Annotated in this window: 16 protein-coding genes; 4 read left to right on the forward strand and 12 right to left on the reverse strand. The window is 62.5% G+C overall.

Annotated elements, in window-relative coordinates:
• Nucleotides 1-3: 3 nt before the first annotated feature.
• From FJ434_RS00595 to FJ434_RS00620, 7 genes are all read right to left on the reverse strand, one after another.
• The gene (locus FJ434_RS00595) at nt 4-963 is read right to left on the reverse strand and encodes an ABC transporter ATP-binding protein (protein WP_140750306.1); all 960 of its coding nucleotides are present in this window, start codon (nt 961-963) and stop codon (nt 4-6) included.
• Nucleotides 960-1,931, reverse strand: coding sequence for an ABC transporter permease (locus FJ434_RS00600; RefSeq protein ID WP_140750304.1), 972 nt, complete (start codon nt 1,929-1,931; stop codon nt 960-962). The genes FJ434_RS00595 and FJ434_RS00600 overlap by 4 nt, the downstream gene beginning before the upstream one ends.
• Nucleotides 1,931-2,248, reverse strand: a complete 318-nt coding sequence (locus tag FJ434_RS30035) for an ABC transporter permease subunit (RefSeq protein WP_246679045.1) — start codon at nt 2,246-2,248, stop codon at nt 1,931-1,933. The genes FJ434_RS00600 and FJ434_RS30035 overlap by 1 nt, the downstream gene beginning before the upstream one ends.
• Nucleotides 2,191-2,859 carry an ABC transporter permease subunit gene (locus tag FJ434_RS00605; RefSeq protein ID WP_246679046.1) on the reverse strand — a complete coding sequence of 223 codons (669 nt, stop codon included), beginning with the start codon at nt 2,857-2,859 and terminating at the stop codon, nt 2,191-2,193. Before FJ434_RS00605 ends, FJ434_RS30035 begins: the two co-directional genes overlap by 58 nt.
• A 109-nt stretch (nt 2,860-2,968) precedes the next feature.
• On the reverse strand, nt 2,969-4,630 hold the full coding sequence (locus FJ434_RS00610; RefSeq protein WP_140750302.1) for an ABC transporter substrate-binding protein: 1,662 nt from the start codon (nt 4,628-4,630) through the stop codon (nt 2,969-2,971).
• An 18-nt stretch (nt 4,631-4,648) separates the two neighbouring features.
• Nucleotides 4,649-5,554, reverse strand: a complete 906-nt coding sequence (locus FJ434_RS00615) for a proline iminopeptidase-family hydrolase (protein WP_140750300.1) — start codon at nt 5,552-5,554, stop codon at nt 4,649-4,651.
• A 39-nt stretch (nt 5,555-5,593) separates the two neighbouring features.
• Nucleotides 5,594-7,108, reverse strand: a complete 1,515-nt coding sequence (locus FJ434_RS00620) for a leucyl aminopeptidase (RefSeq protein ID WP_140750298.1) — start codon at nt 7,106-7,108, stop codon at nt 5,594-5,596.
• Between the two features lie 260 nt (nt 7,109-7,368).
• Between FJ434_RS00620 and FJ434_RS00625 the strand changes: the two genes are divergently transcribed.
• Nucleotides 7,369-8,271: a LysR substrate-binding domain-containing protein gene (locus FJ434_RS00625; protein WP_140750296.1), complete on the forward strand. Its 903-nt coding sequence runs from the start codon at nt 7,369-7,371 to the stop codon at nt 8,269-8,271.
• A gap of 251 nt (nt 8,272-8,522) precedes the next feature.
• Nucleotides 8,523-9,980, forward strand: a complete 1,458-nt coding sequence (locus tag FJ434_RS00630) for an NCS1 family nucleobase:cation symporter-1 (RefSeq protein WP_140505426.1) — start codon at nt 8,523-8,525, stop codon at nt 9,978-9,980.
• Between the two features lie 36 nt (nt 9,981-10,016).
• On the opposite strand, the gene FJ434_RS00635 is transcribed toward FJ434_RS00630, so the two are convergent.
• The 5 genes from FJ434_RS00635 to tpiA all read right to left on the reverse strand — a co-directional run bounded on the left by FJ434_RS00635 (nt 10,017) and on the right by tpiA (nt 15,138).
• Nucleotides 10,017-10,556, reverse strand: a complete 540-nt coding sequence (locus FJ434_RS00635) for a DUF1697 domain-containing protein (RefSeq protein WP_140505428.1) — start codon at nt 10,554-10,556, stop codon at nt 10,017-10,019.
• Between the two features lie 8 nt (nt 10,557-10,564).
• Nucleotides 10,565-12,202, reverse strand: a complete 1,638-nt coding sequence (locus FJ434_RS00640) for a CTP synthase (RefSeq protein WP_140505430.1) — start codon at nt 12,200-12,202, stop codon at nt 10,565-10,567.
• A gap of 197 nt (nt 12,203-12,399) precedes the next feature.
• Entirely contained in the window at nt 12,400-13,530 is a 1,131-nt protein-coding gene (locus FJ434_RS00645) for a L,D-transpeptidase (RefSeq protein WP_140711625.1), read from the reverse strand.
• A 211-nt stretch (nt 13,531-13,741) separates the two neighbouring features.
• Nucleotides 13,742-14,200 (reverse strand): preprotein translocase subunit SecG, encoded by a 459-nt coding sequence (secG, locus tag FJ434_RS00650; protein ID WP_140711627.1) that lies wholly within the window; start codon nt 14,198-14,200, stop codon nt 13,742-13,744.
• A gap of 167 nt (nt 14,201-14,367) precedes the next feature.
• Nucleotides 14,368-15,138 carry a triose-phosphate isomerase gene (gene tpiA, locus FJ434_RS00655; protein WP_140505435.1) on the reverse strand — a complete coding sequence of 257 codons (771 nt, stop codon included), beginning with the start codon at nt 15,136-15,138 and terminating at the stop codon, nt 14,368-14,370.
• A 143-nt stretch (nt 15,139-15,281) separates the two neighbouring features.
• Here tpiA and FJ434_RS00660 point away from each other — a divergent pair, with 143 nt between their 5' ends.
• Together FJ434_RS00660 and trpD are read left to right on the forward strand one after the other, a co-directional pair.
• The gene (locus FJ434_RS00660; RefSeq protein ID WP_140750294.1) at nt 15,282-17,174 is read left to right on the forward strand and encodes a SurA N-terminal domain-containing protein; all 1,893 of its coding nucleotides are present in this window, start codon (nt 15,282-15,284) and stop codon (nt 17,172-17,174) included.
• Nucleotides 17,171-18,181 (forward strand): anthranilate phosphoribosyltransferase, encoded by a 1,011-nt coding sequence (gene trpD, locus FJ434_RS00665; RefSeq protein ID WP_140505438.1) that lies wholly within the window; start codon nt 17,171-17,173, stop codon nt 18,179-18,181. Before FJ434_RS00660 ends, trpD begins: the two co-directional genes overlap by 4 nt.
• The last annotated feature ends 2 nt before the right edge of the window (nt 18,182-18,183 follow it).

An 18,183-nucleotide genomic window follows, 5' to 3' on the forward strand; every position in this document is an offset into this window, starting at 1 on the left:
CGCTCATGTCTGCGCCACTCGAAAGCAGGCCGCCGCGTGCGTGGCGGCGCCAAGCTCGGGCTTGCCGGTTAGACACGGCTCGTAGCGGACCCGGCAACGCGGACCGAAGGCACAGCCTTGCGGCAATCGCAGCAGCGATGGCGGTGACCCGGGAATGGCAGGCAGGCGGCGCGGTTTCGCACCGGTCAGCGGTGGGATCGAACCAAGCAATGCACGCGTATAGGGGTGTCGCGGGTCAGAAAACAGCTCCGTGCGACTGCCGCGTTCCACGATGCGGCCCGCATACATGACCATGACCCGATCGGCGAGTTCGGAGACCACGCCCATGTCATGCGTGATGAAGACGACCGCCGATTTGTGCGTGGCGCGCAGCTTGCGCACGAGATCGAGAATTCCGGCCTGCACGGTGACGTCGAGCGCCGTGGTCGGCTCGTCCGCCACCAGCAGCGCCGGGTTGCAGGACAACGCCATCGCGATCACCGCCCGTTGGCGCATGCCGCCGGAGAGCTGGTGCGGGTAGCGCGACATCGCCTCGTGCGGGTTGGGGAAGTTCACCTCGGCCAGAAGTTCTTCCACTCGCTCCATGGCCTTGGATTTGCTGATGTTGCGATGGGCGCGGATCTGTTCGGCGATCTGCCAGCCGATGGTGTAGACCGGCGTCAGCGCCGTCATCGGATCCTGGAAGATCATTGCGATCTCGTTGCCCCGCAGGCGCCTGAGTTCGCGCGGCGGCAGTCCGACCAACTCGCGGCCCTTGTAGCGGATCGAGCCTTCGATGATGGCGTTGGGGTCGGTGATGAGCCCCATCACCGCCAGCAGCGACACGGTCTTGCCGGAGCCGGACTCGCCGACGACACCGAGAATTTCGCTTTCCGCGAGATCGAAGGAAACGCCATCGATGGCCCTCACGGGGCCGTCATCGGTCCGGAAGGATACCCGGAGATCACGCACCGACAGTATCATGATGTCCTCAGCCGCGGATCGAGAAGGATATAGACGAAATCGACAACCGCGTTGGCGACCACCACGAACATGGACGCATACATCACCGTCGCCATGATCATCGGCAGATCGAGATTCTGCAGCGCGTCATAGGTTAGCTTGCCGATGCCGTGCAGGCCGAATACGACTTCGGTCAGCAGGGCCGAGCCGCCCACCAGCGCGCCGAAATCGAGGCCGAACAGAGTGACGAAGGCGATGAGCGACGTGCGCAAGGCGTGGCGCAGCAGGATGCGCGTCTCCGACAGGCCCTTGGCCCGGGCCGTGCGGATATAGTCTTCCTGCAGGGATTCGATGATGGCGGCGCGCAAGACCCGCCCGTAAATGCCGATGTAGAGAATGGCCAGCGTGATCCACGGTATGACCAGCGTCAGGAACCAGCCTTTCGGATCGTCGGAAAAATTTTTGTAGCCGAGCGGCGGCACCCAGGAGAATGCCCAGCTCTCGTGATAGCGGCTCTGGGTGATCAGGTTCATCACCTCGCCCAGCCAGTAGACCGGCATGGAAATGCCGAGCAGCCCCAACGCCATCAGCAGCTTGTCCAGCCAGCTGTCGCGGGTAGCGGCGGCCACGATGCCGATCACGATCGAGACAACGACCCACAGGATCGCCGCTCCGAACACCAGCGAGAGTGTGACGGGGATCGAATCCATGACCGCCGGCACCACCTTCCAACCACGATTGACGAACGAGGTCAGATCGCCCGTGACGAAGATCTTCTCCATCATCTTCACATATTGCACATAGAGCGGCCGGTCGAAGCCGAAGCTGTGGCGTACCGCCTCCAGCACCTCGGGCGATGCATTGCGGCCGGCGATGCGCGCCGCCGGGTCGGCCCCTGGCGTGGCAAAGAAGATCAAAAACACGATAACCGAGATGCCGAACATCACGAACAGCATCTGACCGAAACGGCGCAGGATCGCGTAAATCATCAGTCGCGCCCCAGTCGAATCTTGGAGCGCGGGTCGAGCGCATCGCGCAGGCCGTCGCCGAAGACATTAAGCGCCATCACGGAAACCGCGATCGCCAGGCCCGGCACCAGCGCCACCAATGGCCTGGTGTAAAGCAGCGCCTGGCCGTCCTGGATGATGGTGCCCCAACTCGCGGCGGGCGGCTGCACGCCGATCGACAGGAAGGAGAGTGCCGATTCCGTCAGCATGTTCAGCGCCATCATCAGCGGCACGAAGACGATCAGCGTTGTGGTGATGTTGGGCAGGATGTCGCGCCACAGGATCCGCGGCCCCGGCACCCCAGATTGATCGCGGCGAGCACGAACTCGCTATGGCGCAGCGACAGAACCTGCCCGCGTATCGGACGCGCCACATAGGGTATGTAGACGATGCCGATGATGATGACCGGCAGCCACAGACTGCCGGACTCGATCTCGATCGGCCCGATCGAAATGCCTTGCGCGATGGTGACGATCGAAAGCGAAATCGCCAAGAGATAGATTGGAAACGCCCACAGGACATCCAGCAAGCGCGACAGCACCGTGTCGGTGACGCCGCCGAAATATCCCGCGATCAATCCCGCCGCCGTGCCCAGAATCAGGGTGAAGATGGTGGCTGCCCCGGAGATCAGCAGCGAGATCAGCCCGCCATAGAGCATCCGGGCCATGACATCGCGCCCCTGGCTGTCGGCGCCAAGGAAATAAATGCCGAGCCGCCAGGTCGGCCCGAGCGGCGTGTAGCCAAGCCCGAGCCCCTCTGTCGATTGTTCCATCACCGGAACGTCGACGCCGTCGATCTGGATGACGGCGTCGAGCGTCGAGGCGAATGGGTCCACGGCAGCCCATTTCGCGTAGAAAGGCGCACTAAGGCAGGCGAAGACGATGAGGAGGAACACGGCCAGGGATGCCATGGCGGCCCTGTCCGTTGCCAGCCTCGCAAACGCGACGGCCCAGGGCCCTCGCGTCTTGCGCGGCATGGCGACAGCTTCGTTCGACACGGACGTGCCCCTCCGCGGTTCGTTACTGCACCCAGGACTGGGTGATCATCCAGTTGAACTGCCGGTTGAACTTGAAATTGCCCACGCGCTTGCTGACGAAGTCAAGCCGCTTCGGCGTGAAGAGGCCGACAGCCGGCGCCTTGTCCGTGACTTGCCTGTCGATCTCGGCCCACAATTTGTCGGCGGCTTTCTGGTCGGTCACGCCGAGGTCCAATGCCTTCTGCATCTTGGCGTCGATATCCTTGTCGCAGAAGCCGGCGATGTTGATCGAAGCGTCCGAACCTTCGCGGAAGGAGGCGCAGCTGAACAGGATGTTCAGGAAGTCCGAAGCCGCGGGATAGTCCTTGTACCATTGGGTGACGGACATCTGCACTTTGTTGTTGGTGTTCTGAATGTAGGTGAACTGTATGTTGGACGAGATCGGCTTGACGTCGGCGACATAGCCGATGGTGGTCAGCACGCTCTGCAGATAGACGCCGATGGACCGTGAAATGGCCGTGTCCTCGACGATGATGGTCACCTTCTGGCCCTTGGTGCCCGATTCCTCGACGAGCTGCTTCGCCTTGTCGAGGTCAGGCGCCGACCATTTGGCGCCGGGGTTCTTGGTGAAGGGGCAATAGTCCTCGTGGCCGGGGAAATCCGGAGGCAGGACCTGGCAGACCGGCGAGGCCAGCACCTTGCCGCCAAACAGCTTGACCAGCGTATTGCGGTCGATCGCGTAGGCAACGGCCTGACGGGCCTTTTCATTGTCGAACGGCGCCAGCCGGTTGTTGAGCGGCGCATACCACCAGGCCGAAAGCGGCGAGATGTGCAACTGGTCCATGGCCTTGCTGCCGAGTTCGCCGAGGCGATCGCTGGGCAGCGCGTCGAACATCCAGTCGGCTTCCCCGTTCTGGATCGCGGTGACGGCAGCTTCCTCGGAGAGGCCGAAATCATATTGGACGGCATCAGGATAGCCGTCCGGCTGGGCGTCCTCGCTCCATTGTTTGAAGTTGGGGTTGCGGGTCACCGTCATTCCCTTGTTGGGATCGAAGGCGGAGATCATGTAGGCGCCGGTGCTGGGGATGGGCTTGGAGCCCATATCTTCCGCGGGCGTGTCGGCCGGCAGGACCACGGCATGCGGCAAGGCAAGCTTGTAGAGGATCTCGGCGTCCGGCTTGATGAGGTTCAACGTGATGGTGCCGGCCGCTTCGTCGCCGACAACGCCGCCTTCCAGCGTGCAGCTCTTGGTATCGGCAAGGCACTTGTCGGCGCCGACGATGCCTGCATAGAAGGTGCCCGAGGTCGGTCCGGAGACCTTGAAGATGCGCTGCAAGGAAGCAACGACGTCCTTCACGCCGAGATCCTTGCCATCGGAGAACTTGATGCCCTTGCGCAGTTTGAAGGTGAAGGTCTTGCCGTCATTGCCGACCTGCGGCAGCGCCTCTGCCAGGTCGGGGACGATGGTGAAGCCGTCCATGCCCTCGGCCTTGCGGAAGGCGACCAGCCCGTCATAGATCGGCTGGTACATTTGCCAGCCCTGGTCGGTGTAGTTGATGTGCGGATCGAGCGTTCCGGCCGCCGAGCGGGCCAGCAGGCGAATGGTGCCGCCTCGATGTTCCCTGAGGTATTCGGCCTGTGCCGGAGCCAGCCACGAGCCGGCCAGCAATGCCGCGGCCGAGGTCGCCAAGAGCAATTTCTTCATGTCGTAGTTCCCCTTTTCTCAGTTGTCGTTGTCGTCCAGGAAGTCTCCCACCACCCGCATGCATAGATCCTGCTCTTCGACATGCGGCATATGGCTGGAATGCTCGAATATCTGCCAGCGCGATCCCTTGATGCCGTCCTTGAAGGGCTGCACGGTCGCTGGCGTGGCCTCGTCGTAACGGCCGGAGATGATCAGCGTGGGAACATCGATCGCCGGCAGCCGATCGGTGATGCTCCAGCTCTTCAGTGTTCCGATGACGTGGAATTCGTTTGGACCGTTCATCACATGATAGACGGTCGGATTGCGCACGATCTGAGCGAAGGTCTCCGTCACTTCCGGCGGGAACGGAACGACGCGGCAGACATGGCGTTCGTAGAACCGCATCGTCGCTTCTTGATAGGCCGGATCGTCCGTCGTGTCGGCCTGCTCGTGCCGAGTGAGCGTCTCCTGCACGTCCTTGGGCAGGTCGGCGCGCAGCCGGTTGGCCTCCTGTACCCATAGCGTCATGGACGCCGGCGAGTTGGCGATTGTCAGCGACTTCAAGCCCTTCGGCCGCGTCACCCCATATTCAGCGCCCAACATGCCGCCCCAGCTCTGTCCGAGCACGTGGAAGCCGCCTCGGATCCCGAGATGATCGACGAGATTTTCAAGTTCGTCGATAAACAGCCCAGGCGTCCAGAAATCGGCGCCCTTGTCAGGCAGCAAGGTGGAATTGCCGCAACCCAGCTGGTCATAGTGGATGACGGCACGGCCTCCTCGGGCAAGAAGCTTGTAGGCATCGACGTAATTATGGGCGGCACCTGGTCCGCCATGCAGGATGACGACCGGAGCCTTGTCGGCGTCGAGTTCGCCGCTGACCCGATACCAGGTTTCGTAGCCGCCGAAGCCGGCCCTGCCTTCCCTGGTGACGATTTCCGATGACATCCCGATTCCTTGTGTGGCTGAAGACATCTTGTTTTGCCCCTAGTTCGTCAGCCGGCCGGACCGAACCCATTCTTCCAGCATCTGCACACCGAATGCCGTGGCGCCTTGCCTGCCGAGGGGCCGATCCGCCTCGGCCAGTTCCTTGCCGGCAATGTCGAGATGCACCCAGGGCCGATCCTCGGTGAAGTGACGCAGGAACGCCGCGGCGTAGGGAGCGTCACCGTCTTCCATGTCCTTGGCGTGATGTCGCAGATCCGCGAACGGCGATTGCAGCCCCTCGTCGTAAGCCCGGTCGAGCGGCAGCTGCCAGAACCGCTCGCCGACCATTTCTCCGGCCGCGATCATCTGCGAGGCGATGGCATCGTCGGTGCTGAAGAGGCCGGCGAACACCGATCCGAGACCCCGCATCACCGAATAGGTCAAAGTGGCGAGGTCGACGATCACCGACGGGTTGAAGCGCGAGGCGGCATAATAGAGGCAGTCGGCCAGGATCAGGCGCCCTTCCGCATCCGTGTCGAACACTTCCACGGTTTGGCCGGACGCTGTCGTGATGATGTCGCGCGGCTTGAGCGCGGTGCCCGACGGCATGTTCTCGGCAATGCCGAGGACGCCGACCACGTGCACCGGGCTGCCTTGCCGAGCCAGCGCGATCAGCAGGCCGACCACCGCGGCCGCGCCGCCCATATCGGCCTTCATATCGAACATCTGCTCGCCGCGTTTTATGCAAAGGCCGCCGGAATCAAAACACACGCCCTTGCCGACAAAGGCCAGCGGCTGTGCGGGGGCACCCTTGCCGCGATAGCGCAGGACCGCGACGCGCGGCGGCCGCACGGAGCCTGACCCCACAGCCAGGATCGCGTTCATGCCAAGTTCCTTCAGCCTCGCCGTATCGAGTATCTCGACGTCGATGCCAGCTTCGCGCAACGGCTCCAGATGATCGTGGAAATTGTCGGGATGGAGATGGTTTGGCGGCAGGTTGACCAGTGTGCGCGCATATTCGACGCCATCCGCGATGGCGTTGATCCGTGCCAGCGCCGAATTCAGCTCTGGGCCGCCGGCCCCGACCAATTGCACCCGCAGGGTCCGATCGGCCCCCGCCCCTTGGCGCCGGTTGCGCAGGTCGAAGCGATAGCGCCGCAGCCGCATTCCAAGCACGATTCTTGCCAGGACCTGCGCTCGCGGCAGGCCTACGCCTGCGATGGGGTCAAGGACCAGGGTAGCCGCGCATTCCCCTTTGCCTTCCAGATGCGCGGCAAGCAGGCCGCCGGCGCGTGCCAAGGAGAATGCGGTGACGGCCTCGGCCTTGCCCAAGGCCAGGACAATCACGCGCCGGGTCGATATCGCCTGGGGGGCGATGACATCGATACAGGCGCCCGATTCAGCCAAGGCGGTCGCATCGGAACAGGCCCGGGAGAGTATCCCGCCCATTTCGGTGTCCAATGCCATTGCCCGCGGGCCAAAGCCTGTCCGGGCAGTCTGCAGGATCACGACGACTGAGGTTTCCGCGGAAATCTCGTCCGCCGTTTCGAAGACCGGCACTGGCGATTGAGGCATAAGCGGGCGTTCTCCTCATTGCAGGGCTTTGGCAGAGGCGCTGCTCGCAATTTGCGTAACGCTTCGCCTGCCACCGGCGGAAGCCGGTCAGACCGGTCGCCGCCGTTGGTGGAATGGTGCCGAAGTCCCCAAATAGTCGTTTTCGTAAGACGACTTAGTTGCTCTTGCCTCTTGGGTATCCCTGAACGGGCCAAGCGATCAAACGCCAATTTTGTCCATGTTGATTGACAAAAACTCAACTGACGATTCATGATCGTTCAATGGCCTTACCCTCACTCAATGGCATGCGCGCTTTCGAAGCCGCAGCACGTCTCGGCAGCGTCAAGGATGCAGCGGAAGAACTGCATTTGACGCCCTCCGCCGTCAGCCGTCACATCCGCGCGCTTGAAAGGAATCTCGGTCAGGATTTGTTCGAGCGCGGCTTTCGCCAGATAACGCCCACTACCAGGGGCTCTTACTACGCACGCAGCCTCTCCGAAGCGTTCGAGGCCATCTGGCGCGCCACCGACGATGTCAATCTCGCCAACGGCCCGAGCCACGGCAGGACCCAACGTGTCCGGGTCCTGTGCGTGCCGGTTGTTCTGAACCTTTGGCTGGCGGACCGGTTGCCGAACTTCCGCCGACAGCATCCGGCCGTGGATCTGGAGATTTCGACGTCAGGCAAGCGGGCCAATTTCGATTTGGCCATCGTCGACGAGTTCGTCTACAAGGCCGGCCCGGCTCTGACGCTGCTGATCCCGCTGGTTCTGACGCCGGTCTGTGCGCCCTCGCTGCTCGAAGGCCCGATGCCGCTGCGATCGCCCGCCGATCTGGTCAACCACCATCTGATCCACGAATGCGAGACCATGCGATGGAAGCGCTGGCTGGAACAGGAAGGCGTTTTGGACACGACGCCGAAATCCAGCACGACGCTGGATGATTGCACGCTGATCATGCGCGAGGCGATCAACGGCGCTGGAATAGCGCTTGCCGACACGATGATGGCCCAGGATCTGCTGCAGCAGGGCAAGCTGGTCGCCCCGTTCAGCGCCCGCCACACCTATCCGGCGGGCATCTACCTGCATCAGCGCCGCAGCATCGGCAACAAGCCGGGTACCGGCCTCTTTCAGGACTGGCTGCTTTCCGAAGTCGAGGACCATAAGCGGGTGATGGCCATCGCCTAGGCAGCCCCGCTTGCAGACAGATGTTGTGAACACGGGTTCGTCCAGATTCAGGCCGTGGATCGAGAACTCGAATCAACAGGCAGGCCTTTTCAAAAGCGGCTCACCATCATCGCCCCGTCGATAATCGCGGTTCGCATTGAATATCTTTAAGGTCAAAGCCGGCAAATCGATTGCTTGCCGGTTCCCCTGCGTCAGGCGTAACCTCCCCGGTCAACGCGTGAGGGCGCGTGCTGCAAGAAGGGGACATTGCAATGACGATACAAGGCGCATCGCCTGACCTGTATAATGAAGACCTCGCTCCTGCCAAGGTTCGAAACTGGGGACCGTTCTCGATCTTCAACGTCTGGACGTCGGACGTCCATAGCCTGTGGGGCTACTACCTCGCCGCCAGCCTGTTTCTGTTCTGTGGCGGCTTCGTCAATTTCATCATCGCCATCGGCATCGGCTCGCTGATCATTTACGCGCTGATGAACATGGTCGGCTATGCCGGTGTGAAGACCGGTGTGCCCTACCCCGTGCTCGCCCGCGCCTCCTTCGGCATCTGGGGCGCCAACATTCCGGCACTGGTGCGCGCCATCGTCGCCTGCTTCTGGTATGGCGCGCAGACCGCCGCCGCCTCCGGCGCCATCGTTGCATTGCTGATCCGCTCGCAATGGTTCGCCGACTTCAACGCCAACACCCATTTCCTCGGCCATTCCGGCCTGGAGGTGATCTGCTTCGTGGTCATATGGGCCCTGCAACTGCTCATCATCCAGAAAGGCATGGAAACGGTGCGCCGGTTCCAGGATTGGGCGGGACCAGCCGTCTGGGTGATGATGCTGCTCCTGGCCATCTATCTCTGCGTCAAATCCGGAACCTTCGCCTTCACCAGCGACATCCCGATGGACGTGCTTCTGGAAAAGACCAAGGATGCCGGCGTGCCTGGAACGCCGGGCTCGTGGACGTCGCTGTTCGCGGTCGCCGCGATCTGGGTGACGTATTTTTCGGCGCTCTATCTCAATTTCTGCGATTTCGCCCGCTATGCGCCCGATCAGGCGGCGCTGCGCAAGGGCAATATCTGGGGTCTGCCGATCAACCTGATCCTGTTCTCGCTGGTCGCCGGCGTCACCACCATTGCCGCCTACGACGTTTACCATGAGGTGCTGCTGCACCCCGACCAGATCTCGGCCAAGTTCGACAGCTGGTTCCTGGCTGCCCTTGCCGCCCTGACCTTCGCGGTGGCGACGCTTGGCATTAACGTCGTGGCCAACTTCGTGTCGCCGGCCTTCGACTTCTCCAACGTCTTCCCGCGGCAGATCGACTTCAAGAAGGGCGGCTACATCGCCGCTGTCATCGCGCTTGTGCTCTATCCGTTCGCACCGTGGGAAGGCAGTGCCGCCTCTTTCGTCAACGTCATCGGCGCGACGATGGGACCGATCTTCGGCGTGATGATGGTCGATTACTATCTGATCCGGAAGGGCGAGGTCGACGTCGAGGCGCTGTATCGCGAGGACGGCGAGTTCCGCTTCCAGGGTGGCTGGCATGTCAATGCCTTCATAGCCGCCGGCATCGGCGCCGTCTTCTCGTCGATCCTGCCGAACTTCACCAACTGGCTACCGTCCTGGTGGGGCGTCTATGGCTGGTTCTTCGGCGTGGCGATCGCCGGCGTCATCTACTACGTGCTGCGCACCGCCGCCCTGGGTGCAGGCGCCAAGATAGCAAAAGCCTGACGAACTTCTCTGGGGCGGCGCAACGCCGCCCCAGATTTATGCTCTTATCATCTCGGCCAGCTTGCGCACCGTGTTCCAGTTGCGCGAGGTTCCGATGCCCATGCGTTTGTGATTTGCGGCCGCGAGCAGCCGCGAGCTAGACCTCTCCCGTGAAAAGACGACCCAGATGTCGCCGCCGACCAGAAGCACCTTCTCGTCCGCTGCGGCATAGGCCTGAAGGCCCGATATGGCATCCTCGGCCACGGGTTTGCGCATCACGCGCACCGCGACCTGGTCGCCGGCTTCCACCGACTCGGTCGGGAATGGATTGCCGCTTGCGAGTTTGCGCCAGTCTCCGGCGGCGCGGATGATGATGTCGACATGGCGGCCAAAGGTCTGTTCGAAGGCGGATTCCAGCCGCTTCTCAAGTCCGGCGATCGAGATCTTTTCGCTCTCGAAAACCAGGTTGCCGGTCGCCACCAAGGTGCGGGCATTCTTCAGGCCGAGGCCTTCCGCCATCGTCTTGAGATCGGACATGACGACCCGCCGCCCCTCTCCCAGGGTGATGCTGTAGAGAAGCGCCACATAGGTCCGCATTGTAGCGATCAGACCAGCCGGCTCTGCTCCACCGCCGCCTCGATGAAGCTGGCGAACAGCGGATGCGGATCGAGTGGCCGGCTCTTCAGCTCGGGGTGATATTGCACGCCGATGAACCAGGGATGGTCGGGATACTCGACCGTCTCCGGCAGCACACCGTCGGGCGACATGCCGGCAAAGACCAGCCCGCAATCCTCCAGGCGCTTCTTGTAGTCGATATTGACCTCGTAGCGGTGCCGGTGACGTTCGGAAATTTGGGTGTCGCCGTAGATATCGGCGATCTTCGAGCCTTTGGCGAGCTCGGCCTGATAGGCGCCGAGCCGCATGGTGCCGCCGAGATCGCCGCTCGCCCTGCGCTTTTCCAGCATGTTGCCCTTCAGCCATTCGGTCATCAAACCGACGACTGGTTCCTTGGTGGGGCCGAACTCGGTCGATGAGGCATGTTCGACACCGGCCAGCGAGCGTGCCGCCTCGATACAGGCCATCTGCATGCCGAAGCAGATGCCGAAATACGGCACCTTGCGCTCGCGTGCGAACTTCGCCGCCAGGATCTTGCCTTCGGAGCCACGCTCGCCGAAACCGCCGGGCACGAGGATGCCGTGCACCTTCTCCAGCCAAGGCGTCGGGTCTTCCTTTTCGAAGATTTCCGATTCGATCCAGTCGAGCTTCACCTTGACGTGGTTGGCCAGCCCGCCATGCGAAAGCGCCTCGATCAGCGATTTGTAGGCATCCTTGAGGCCGGTATACTTGCCGACGATGGCGATGGTGACCTCGCCCTCCGGATTATGGATGCGGTTGGAGACAGCCTGCCATGGCTCCATGCGCGGCTTGGGCGCCGGGTCGATGCCGAAGGCGGCCAGCACCTCCGAATCGAGACCTTCCTTGTGGTAGGCCATAGGCACGTCGTAGATATGCGGCACGTCGAGCGCCTGGATGACGGCGCTTTCCCTGACATTACAGAACAGCGACAGTTTGCGGCGCTCTTCCTTGGGAATGGCGCGGTCGGCGCGCACCAGAAGAATATCCGGCGCAATGCCGATGCCGCGCAATTCCTTGACCGAATGCTGCGTCGGCTTGGTCTTCAGCTCACCCGCCGTCGGGATATAGGGCATCAAGGTCAGGTGGACATAGACGGCGTTGTTGCGCGGCAGATCGTTGCCGAGCTGGCGGATGGCTTCGAGGAACGGCATCGCCTCGATGTCGCCGACCGTGCCGCCGATTTCGCACAGCACGAAATCATAGTCGTCATTGCCGTCGAGGACGAAGTTCTTGATTTCATCGGTAACGTGCGGGATGACCTGCACGGTCGCGCCGAGATAGTCGCCACGCCGCTCGCGCTCGATGATATTCTTGTAGATACGCCCGGTCGTGATGTTGTCCTGCTGGTTGGCGGAACGGCCGGTGAAGCGCTCGTAATGGCCAAGGTCGAGGTCGGTTTCGGCCCCGTCATCGGTGACGAACACTTCGCCATGCTGGTACGGCGACATCGTGCCGGGATCGACATTGAGGTAGGGGTCGAGTTTTTTGATGCGTGCGCGATAGCCTCGCGCCTGCAGGAGAGCCCCAAGGGCCGCTGCGGCAATGCCTTTTCCAAGTGAGGAAACCACGCCGCCTGTGATGAATACATATCGCGCCATGGGAGTCATCGCTTAACGCGGCCGGATTGATTCCGCCAGAGAAAAAACCGCCGCGAAGGCTTTTTCCCAAAAAGGCGCTCGGACCATGATCCCGAAAAGTGGAATTCGGTTCTTGGACATGATCACGACCAAACAGGTTTGAGCGGGACCTTAAGCAAAACAAAAGGGCCGGCTGAGCCGGCCCTTTCGGCATGATGAGGGAAACGTCAGATGATGACGACTTTTGTGCCGACCCGGACGCGGCTGTAGAGATCCATGACGTGCTCGTTCATCATGCGGAAGCAGCCATTGGAGGCACTGGTGCCGATCGACTGCGGCGCGATGGTGCCGTGGATACGCAGATGCGTGTCCTTCTTGCCGTCATAGAGATAGATGGCGCGTGCGCCGAGCGGGTTCTGGCCGCCGCCGGCCATGCCGTCCTTGTACTGGCCGTAGTGCTTGGGCTCGCGCTTCTGCATGTCGAGCGTCGGGATCCAGCGCGGCCATTCCTGCTTGTCGCCGACCGCGACCGTGCCCTTGAACTGCAGGCCTTCGCGGCCGACCGCGATGGCGTAGCGGCGTGCGGTGGTCGATGATTCGACGAGATAGAGCCGGCGAGCACTGGTGTCGATGACGATCGTGCCGGCATCGTAGCCCGTGAATTCCACGTCCTGAGGCACGAATTCCGGCTTCACCTTGAACGGCTTCTTGGCATTTTTCTGGGCAAGTGCCGAGTCGAGCGCGCGTGTCTCGGGCAGATAGCTGATCGATGAGCCGGATGAGGTTCCACCGAACAGACCGGCGAACAGGCCGCCGCTTGACTGCTTCTGGCCGCCGACCACCTCGCTGCGCAATTCGCCATTGTTACCGGTCAAAGCGACATTCATCACCTCGGCCGGGACAGGCTCGGCCGACTGGATAGGCGTGACCGGTTCAATCGGCTCGATAATCTTGATGGTCTTCTTGGCCGGCTTGGCATCGGCCACTTCGGTTGCCGGTGCTTTCTGACCCTTGCTGGCCAGGAATGCCTTCCGGTCCGCGTCAGCCCTGGCTTTGGCTGCCTCGCGCATCGCCAGCTTCCGGGCTTCGAGCGCCTTGGCTTTGGCGTCTTCCTTGCCAGCGGCGATCTTGGCCTCGATCTTCTTGATCTGGGCGAGGTCGTCCGGTGTCGGGGTTTTCTTCTTTTTGAGAAGCTTCAACTGCGCCGCATCGCTCTTGGCCGCGACGGGGATGGCGTCGGTTTTTTCAAGCGACACCGACTGTTGTGCGGCCATATTTGCCGGCATGCCGGCGAAAGCCGGGGAACTCATGCCGATTGCGGCGCAAAGTCCCAGGAAAATGAAGCTGCGAAGCTGCATGGCGAAGATCCGATCGTTCAATGCTTGTTGCCCACGGCGTCGCCCGGCGTCCCCCAAGGACGCCGAAAATGCCGCGTGCAATCTATAGTCGAATAAGCGCGGATGCCTCAAGCGCGAGACCGCACCGCTGCCCGTCGAATCTTCGTGATCGCGCAGCATTTGCCGCGACTGTGTTCAAACGATCACAGATCGCGGTTTGGAAAAGTGGAAGTTACTGGTTCGGAACCTGAGGCGCCGCCGGTGCGGTGTTGGTGGTCCCATTGGTCGCCGGCGGCGTCGAGCCGGCGGCGGGTGCCGTGGCCGGAGGCTTTGCCGCGGCGTCGTTTCCGGACGGCGGCGTCGGCGTAGCGTTGCCGGCCGGTGCCGGCGTGGTCTTCCCCGGCAGTTGGTTGAGCACGCCCTTGCCGTCCGAGGTCGTGGGAACCCGATCGAGAATGTCGATCGGTTTCTCGCCGTAGCGGGCGATGATCGACAAGGTCAGCGACGTCACAAAGAACGCAGCCGCCAGGATCGCCGTCGCCCGGGTCAAAGCGTTGGCGGCGCCGCGTGCAGTCATGAAGCCCGATCCGCCACCAATGCCGAGGCCGCCGCCTTCGGAGCGCTGCAGCAGCACCACGCCGACAAGGGCGAGTACGACCATGAGATGGATGACGATCAGTACGGTTTGCATAGTTTATCCTGGCAAGGCCTTGCCCGGCCGCGGACACGACCGGTGAATTGGAGGCGGCTCAATACAATGCTTTCACGGCATTTCCAAGCCCGTGGCCGGAATATGGGAAGCAACGCGCCCTTTGCAACGAATTTGGACGGGACGAGACCCGCCCACCCTCGTGACTCTCAGCCTGCAATGCTGCGATAGGCTTCGGCGATACCCAGGAAATCAGCCGCTTTCAGGCTGGCGCCGCCGACCAGCGCGCCATCGACATTCCGGACGCCCAGCAGCTCCACCGCGTTGGACGGCTTGACCGAGCCGCCATAGAGAATGCGCATCCTGGCGGCGGCGGCGCCGAGTTTTTCCGACAGCTTTTCGCGGATATGCGCATGCGCTTCGGCCACATCGGCCGCGGTTGGCGTCAAGCCGGTGCCGATCGCCCAAACCGGCTCATAGGCAATGACGGTGTTGGATGGCGTGGCACTTGGCGGCACCGAGCCAGCCACCTGGCGCGACAGCACCTCCAGCGTGGCTCCAGCCTCACGCTCCTGCCGCGTCTCGCCGATGCAAACAATGGCCACCAGCCCGGCACGCCAGGCCGCGGTGGCCTTGGCCTGGACCGTGGCGTCGTCCTCGCCGCTTTGTTCGCGGCATTCGGAATGACCGACAATGACATGGCTCGCGCCCGCGTCCTTCAGCATCTCCGCGGAAATGCAGCCGGTATAGGCGCCGCTCTCCTTGCTATGGCAGTCCTCACCGCCGGCATGGACCGGCGTGCGTGACAGGATCTCGGCGGCATGGGAAAGCAGCGTCGCGGGAACACAGACCAGTGCTTCGGTCTCGGCGTCGAGCCCGCTCATGAAACCGTTACCGATCATCCTGAGCTCGTTCAGCGAGGCGCTGGTGCCGTTCATTTTCCAGTTGCCGGCGACAAGCGGGCGAATTCCTGGCGTCATGGTGTGCTTCTCCGGGCGATATCAGGCTCTGGCCCTCACTACCAAAATCAGGCCACAAAGCAATCGACAGTGGACCGGAAGGGCGCTATTGCGCTTGTTTCAAACTCGGCGCATGCGAAAATGCGCATAAATCGGAAGTAACCATGCTTGGTATGTTGAGAAGCGCGGCAAGTACCTGGGTCGCGAAGACATTGCTTTCGCTGCTGGTGGTCAGTTTCGCCGCGTGGGGCATCTCCGGACGGCTGATGGGCGGCCTTGCGGGCCACGATTCGGTGATAACGGCCGGCGGCACCAAGGTATCGATCAACGAATACCGCCTTGCATATGACCGCCAGCTCGCCGTCATGTCGCAGCAGTTCGGTCAGCGCCTCACTCACGAACAGGCAAAGGCGCTCGGCATCGACAACCAGGTGCTGGCGCAACTCGTTTCCGGTGCCGTTCTCGACGAACAGGCACGCAAGCTGGGCCTTGGCCTCTCCAAGGACCGGCTGGCCGAACTCACCCGCGAAGATCCGGCTTTCAAGGGTCCTGGCGGTCAGTTCGACAGAAGGACATTCGACTACATGCTGCACGAAGTCGGCATGCGGCCCGAGGATTACCTGAAGAACCGCGCCCAGGTGGCGGTGCGCCAGCAGATCGTCGAAGCGGTCTCGGACGGCCTCAAGGCGCCGGACACGTTCTTCAAGGCGGTCGCGCTCTACCGCGGTGAAGACCGCACCGTCGACTATTTGACATTGCCAAAGACGCTGGTCGAGCCGATCGAAGCGCCGAGCGACAGCGTGCTCAAGGCCTATTTCGAGGCCAACAAGAAAACCTACGCCGCACCTGAATACCGCAAATTTTCCTATGTCCGCCTGGAACCGGTGGACATCATGGACACGACCGCGGTCACCGACCAGCAGGTCAGTGACGACTACAACAAGAACAAGGCACGCTACACCACGCCCGAAATGCGCACCATCGAGCAGCTTGTGTTCAAGACGCCGGATGCGGCCAAGGCAGCGCTCGATTCGCTCAAGGCCGGCGCCACCTTCGACAAACTGGTGATCGCCGAAGGCAAGACCCCGGCCGACACGCTGCTTGGCACGCTCGCCAAGGACAAGATCGCCGACAAGGCGGTTGCCGATGCCGCCTTCGCGCTCAACGTCAATGAAGTCAGCCAGGTCGTTCAGGGCACCTTCGGCCCGGTGCTGTTGCGCGTGACCGAGATCAAGCCCGAGGTGGTAAAGCCGCTCGCCGAAGTGTCCGACCAGATCCGCAAGGACCTGGCGCTGGGCGAGGCAAGCCGCATCCTTTTGGATGTGCACGACAATTATGAGGACACCCGTGCATCGGGCAGTTCTCTGGCCGACGCGGCCGCCAAATTGAAGCTTAAGGACATCACCGTCGACGCCATCGATCGCAATGGCCTGAGGCCCGATGGCTCCATCGTCAAGGACCTGCCGGAATCACCGTCGCTGATCAAGGCCGTCTTTGATGCGGAACCCAACACCGAAAACGAGGCGCTGACCACCGCGGACAACGGCTTCGTCTTCTATGAGGTCGGTTCGATCACACCGGCCCGCGACCGCACTCTTGACGAGGTGCGCCAGAAAGTTGTCGCCGACTGGACGGCGGCCGAAACCACCAAGCGGCTCGCCGCCAAGGCGGACGAACTCGAGAAGCGCCTCAAGGCCGGCGCCACGCTCGACGTCATCGCCGGTGACCTCAAGCTGGAAAAGCAGACCAAGCGCGGCTTGAAGCGCGAAGCCGATGATGCCGATTTCGGCAAGGAGGGCGCCGCCGTGATGTTCGGGGTCGGCGAAGGCGGCACCGGCTTGATCCCCTCGCCCACCGGCGACGGCCAGATCCTGTTCAAGGTCGCCGAAGTGTTCGAACCGGCCGGCGCCGACGCCAGCTCGGTGCCGGACGACGCGCAGAAATCATTCACCTCCGGCATGTCCGACGACCTGCTCGACCAATTGGTGGCGCAGTTGCAGACGCAGTACGACGTCCGCATCGACCAGGCCGCCGTTGCCCAAGCCTCGACGAGATGAGCGCGCTGAAAACCCATATCGCCAAGGTCGCGACCGGCACTGCCCTGTCCTTCGAGGAGGCCTGCGAGGCCTTTGACATCATCATGTCGGGCGATGCGACCCCAGGGCAGATCGGCGGCTTCCTGATGGCGCTGCGTGTGCGCGGCGAGACGGTGAACGAGATTTCGGGCGCTGTCGCCACGATGCGCGCCAAGATGCTTCGCGTCGATGCCCCTGACGGCGCCATCGACATCGTCGGCACCGGCGGCGACAATTCGCACTCGGTCAACATCTCGACGGCCTCCGCCTTTGTCATTGCCGGCAGCGGCGTGCCTGTCGCCAAGCACGGCAATCGTGGCCTGTCCTCGCTGACCGGCGCGGCCGACGTGCTGATTGCCCTCGGCGTCAAGATCGACATTGCACCGGAGATTATCGGCAAATGCATCCATGAAGCCGGTGTCGGCTTCATGTTCGCGCCGGCGCACCATCCGGCGATGAAGCATGTCGGTCCGGTTCGGGGCGAGCTTGGCACGCGCACCATCTTCAACCTGCTCGGCCCGCTTTCCAACCCGGCCAGCGTCAAGCGGCAGATGGTCGGCGTGTTCATGCCGGAATGGATCATGCCGGTGGCCGAAACGCTGAAGGCGCTCGGCACCGAGCATGCCTGGGTCGCCCATGGCGATGGCTATGACGAGATCACCACCACAGGCGAGACGCAGGTCGCCGAACTGGTTGGCGGCGAAATCCGCAGCTTTACGCTGACCCCGGAAGAGGTTGGACTAAAGCGCCATACCAAGGGTGAGCTGCGCGGCGGTGATGCCGCCTATAATGCCAAGGCCTTGCGCGACATGCTGGGCGGCGCCGCCGGCGCCTACCGCGACACGGTGTTGATGAATGCCGGCGCCGGACTGGTGATTGCGGGCAAGGCGACGACACTCGGCGACGGCATCGACATCGCCGCGCAGGCGATCGACAGCGGCCGGGCGCTGCAGGTGCTCGACCGGCTGGTCGAAATTTCGAACGGGTGAAC

The organism is Mesorhizobium sp. B2-5-13 (genome assembly GCF_006440535.1).
In the GTDB taxonomy this organism is placed as follows: Bacteria; Pseudomonadota; Alphaproteobacteria; order Rhizobiales; family Rhizobiaceae; genus Mesorhizobium; species Mesorhizobium salmacidum.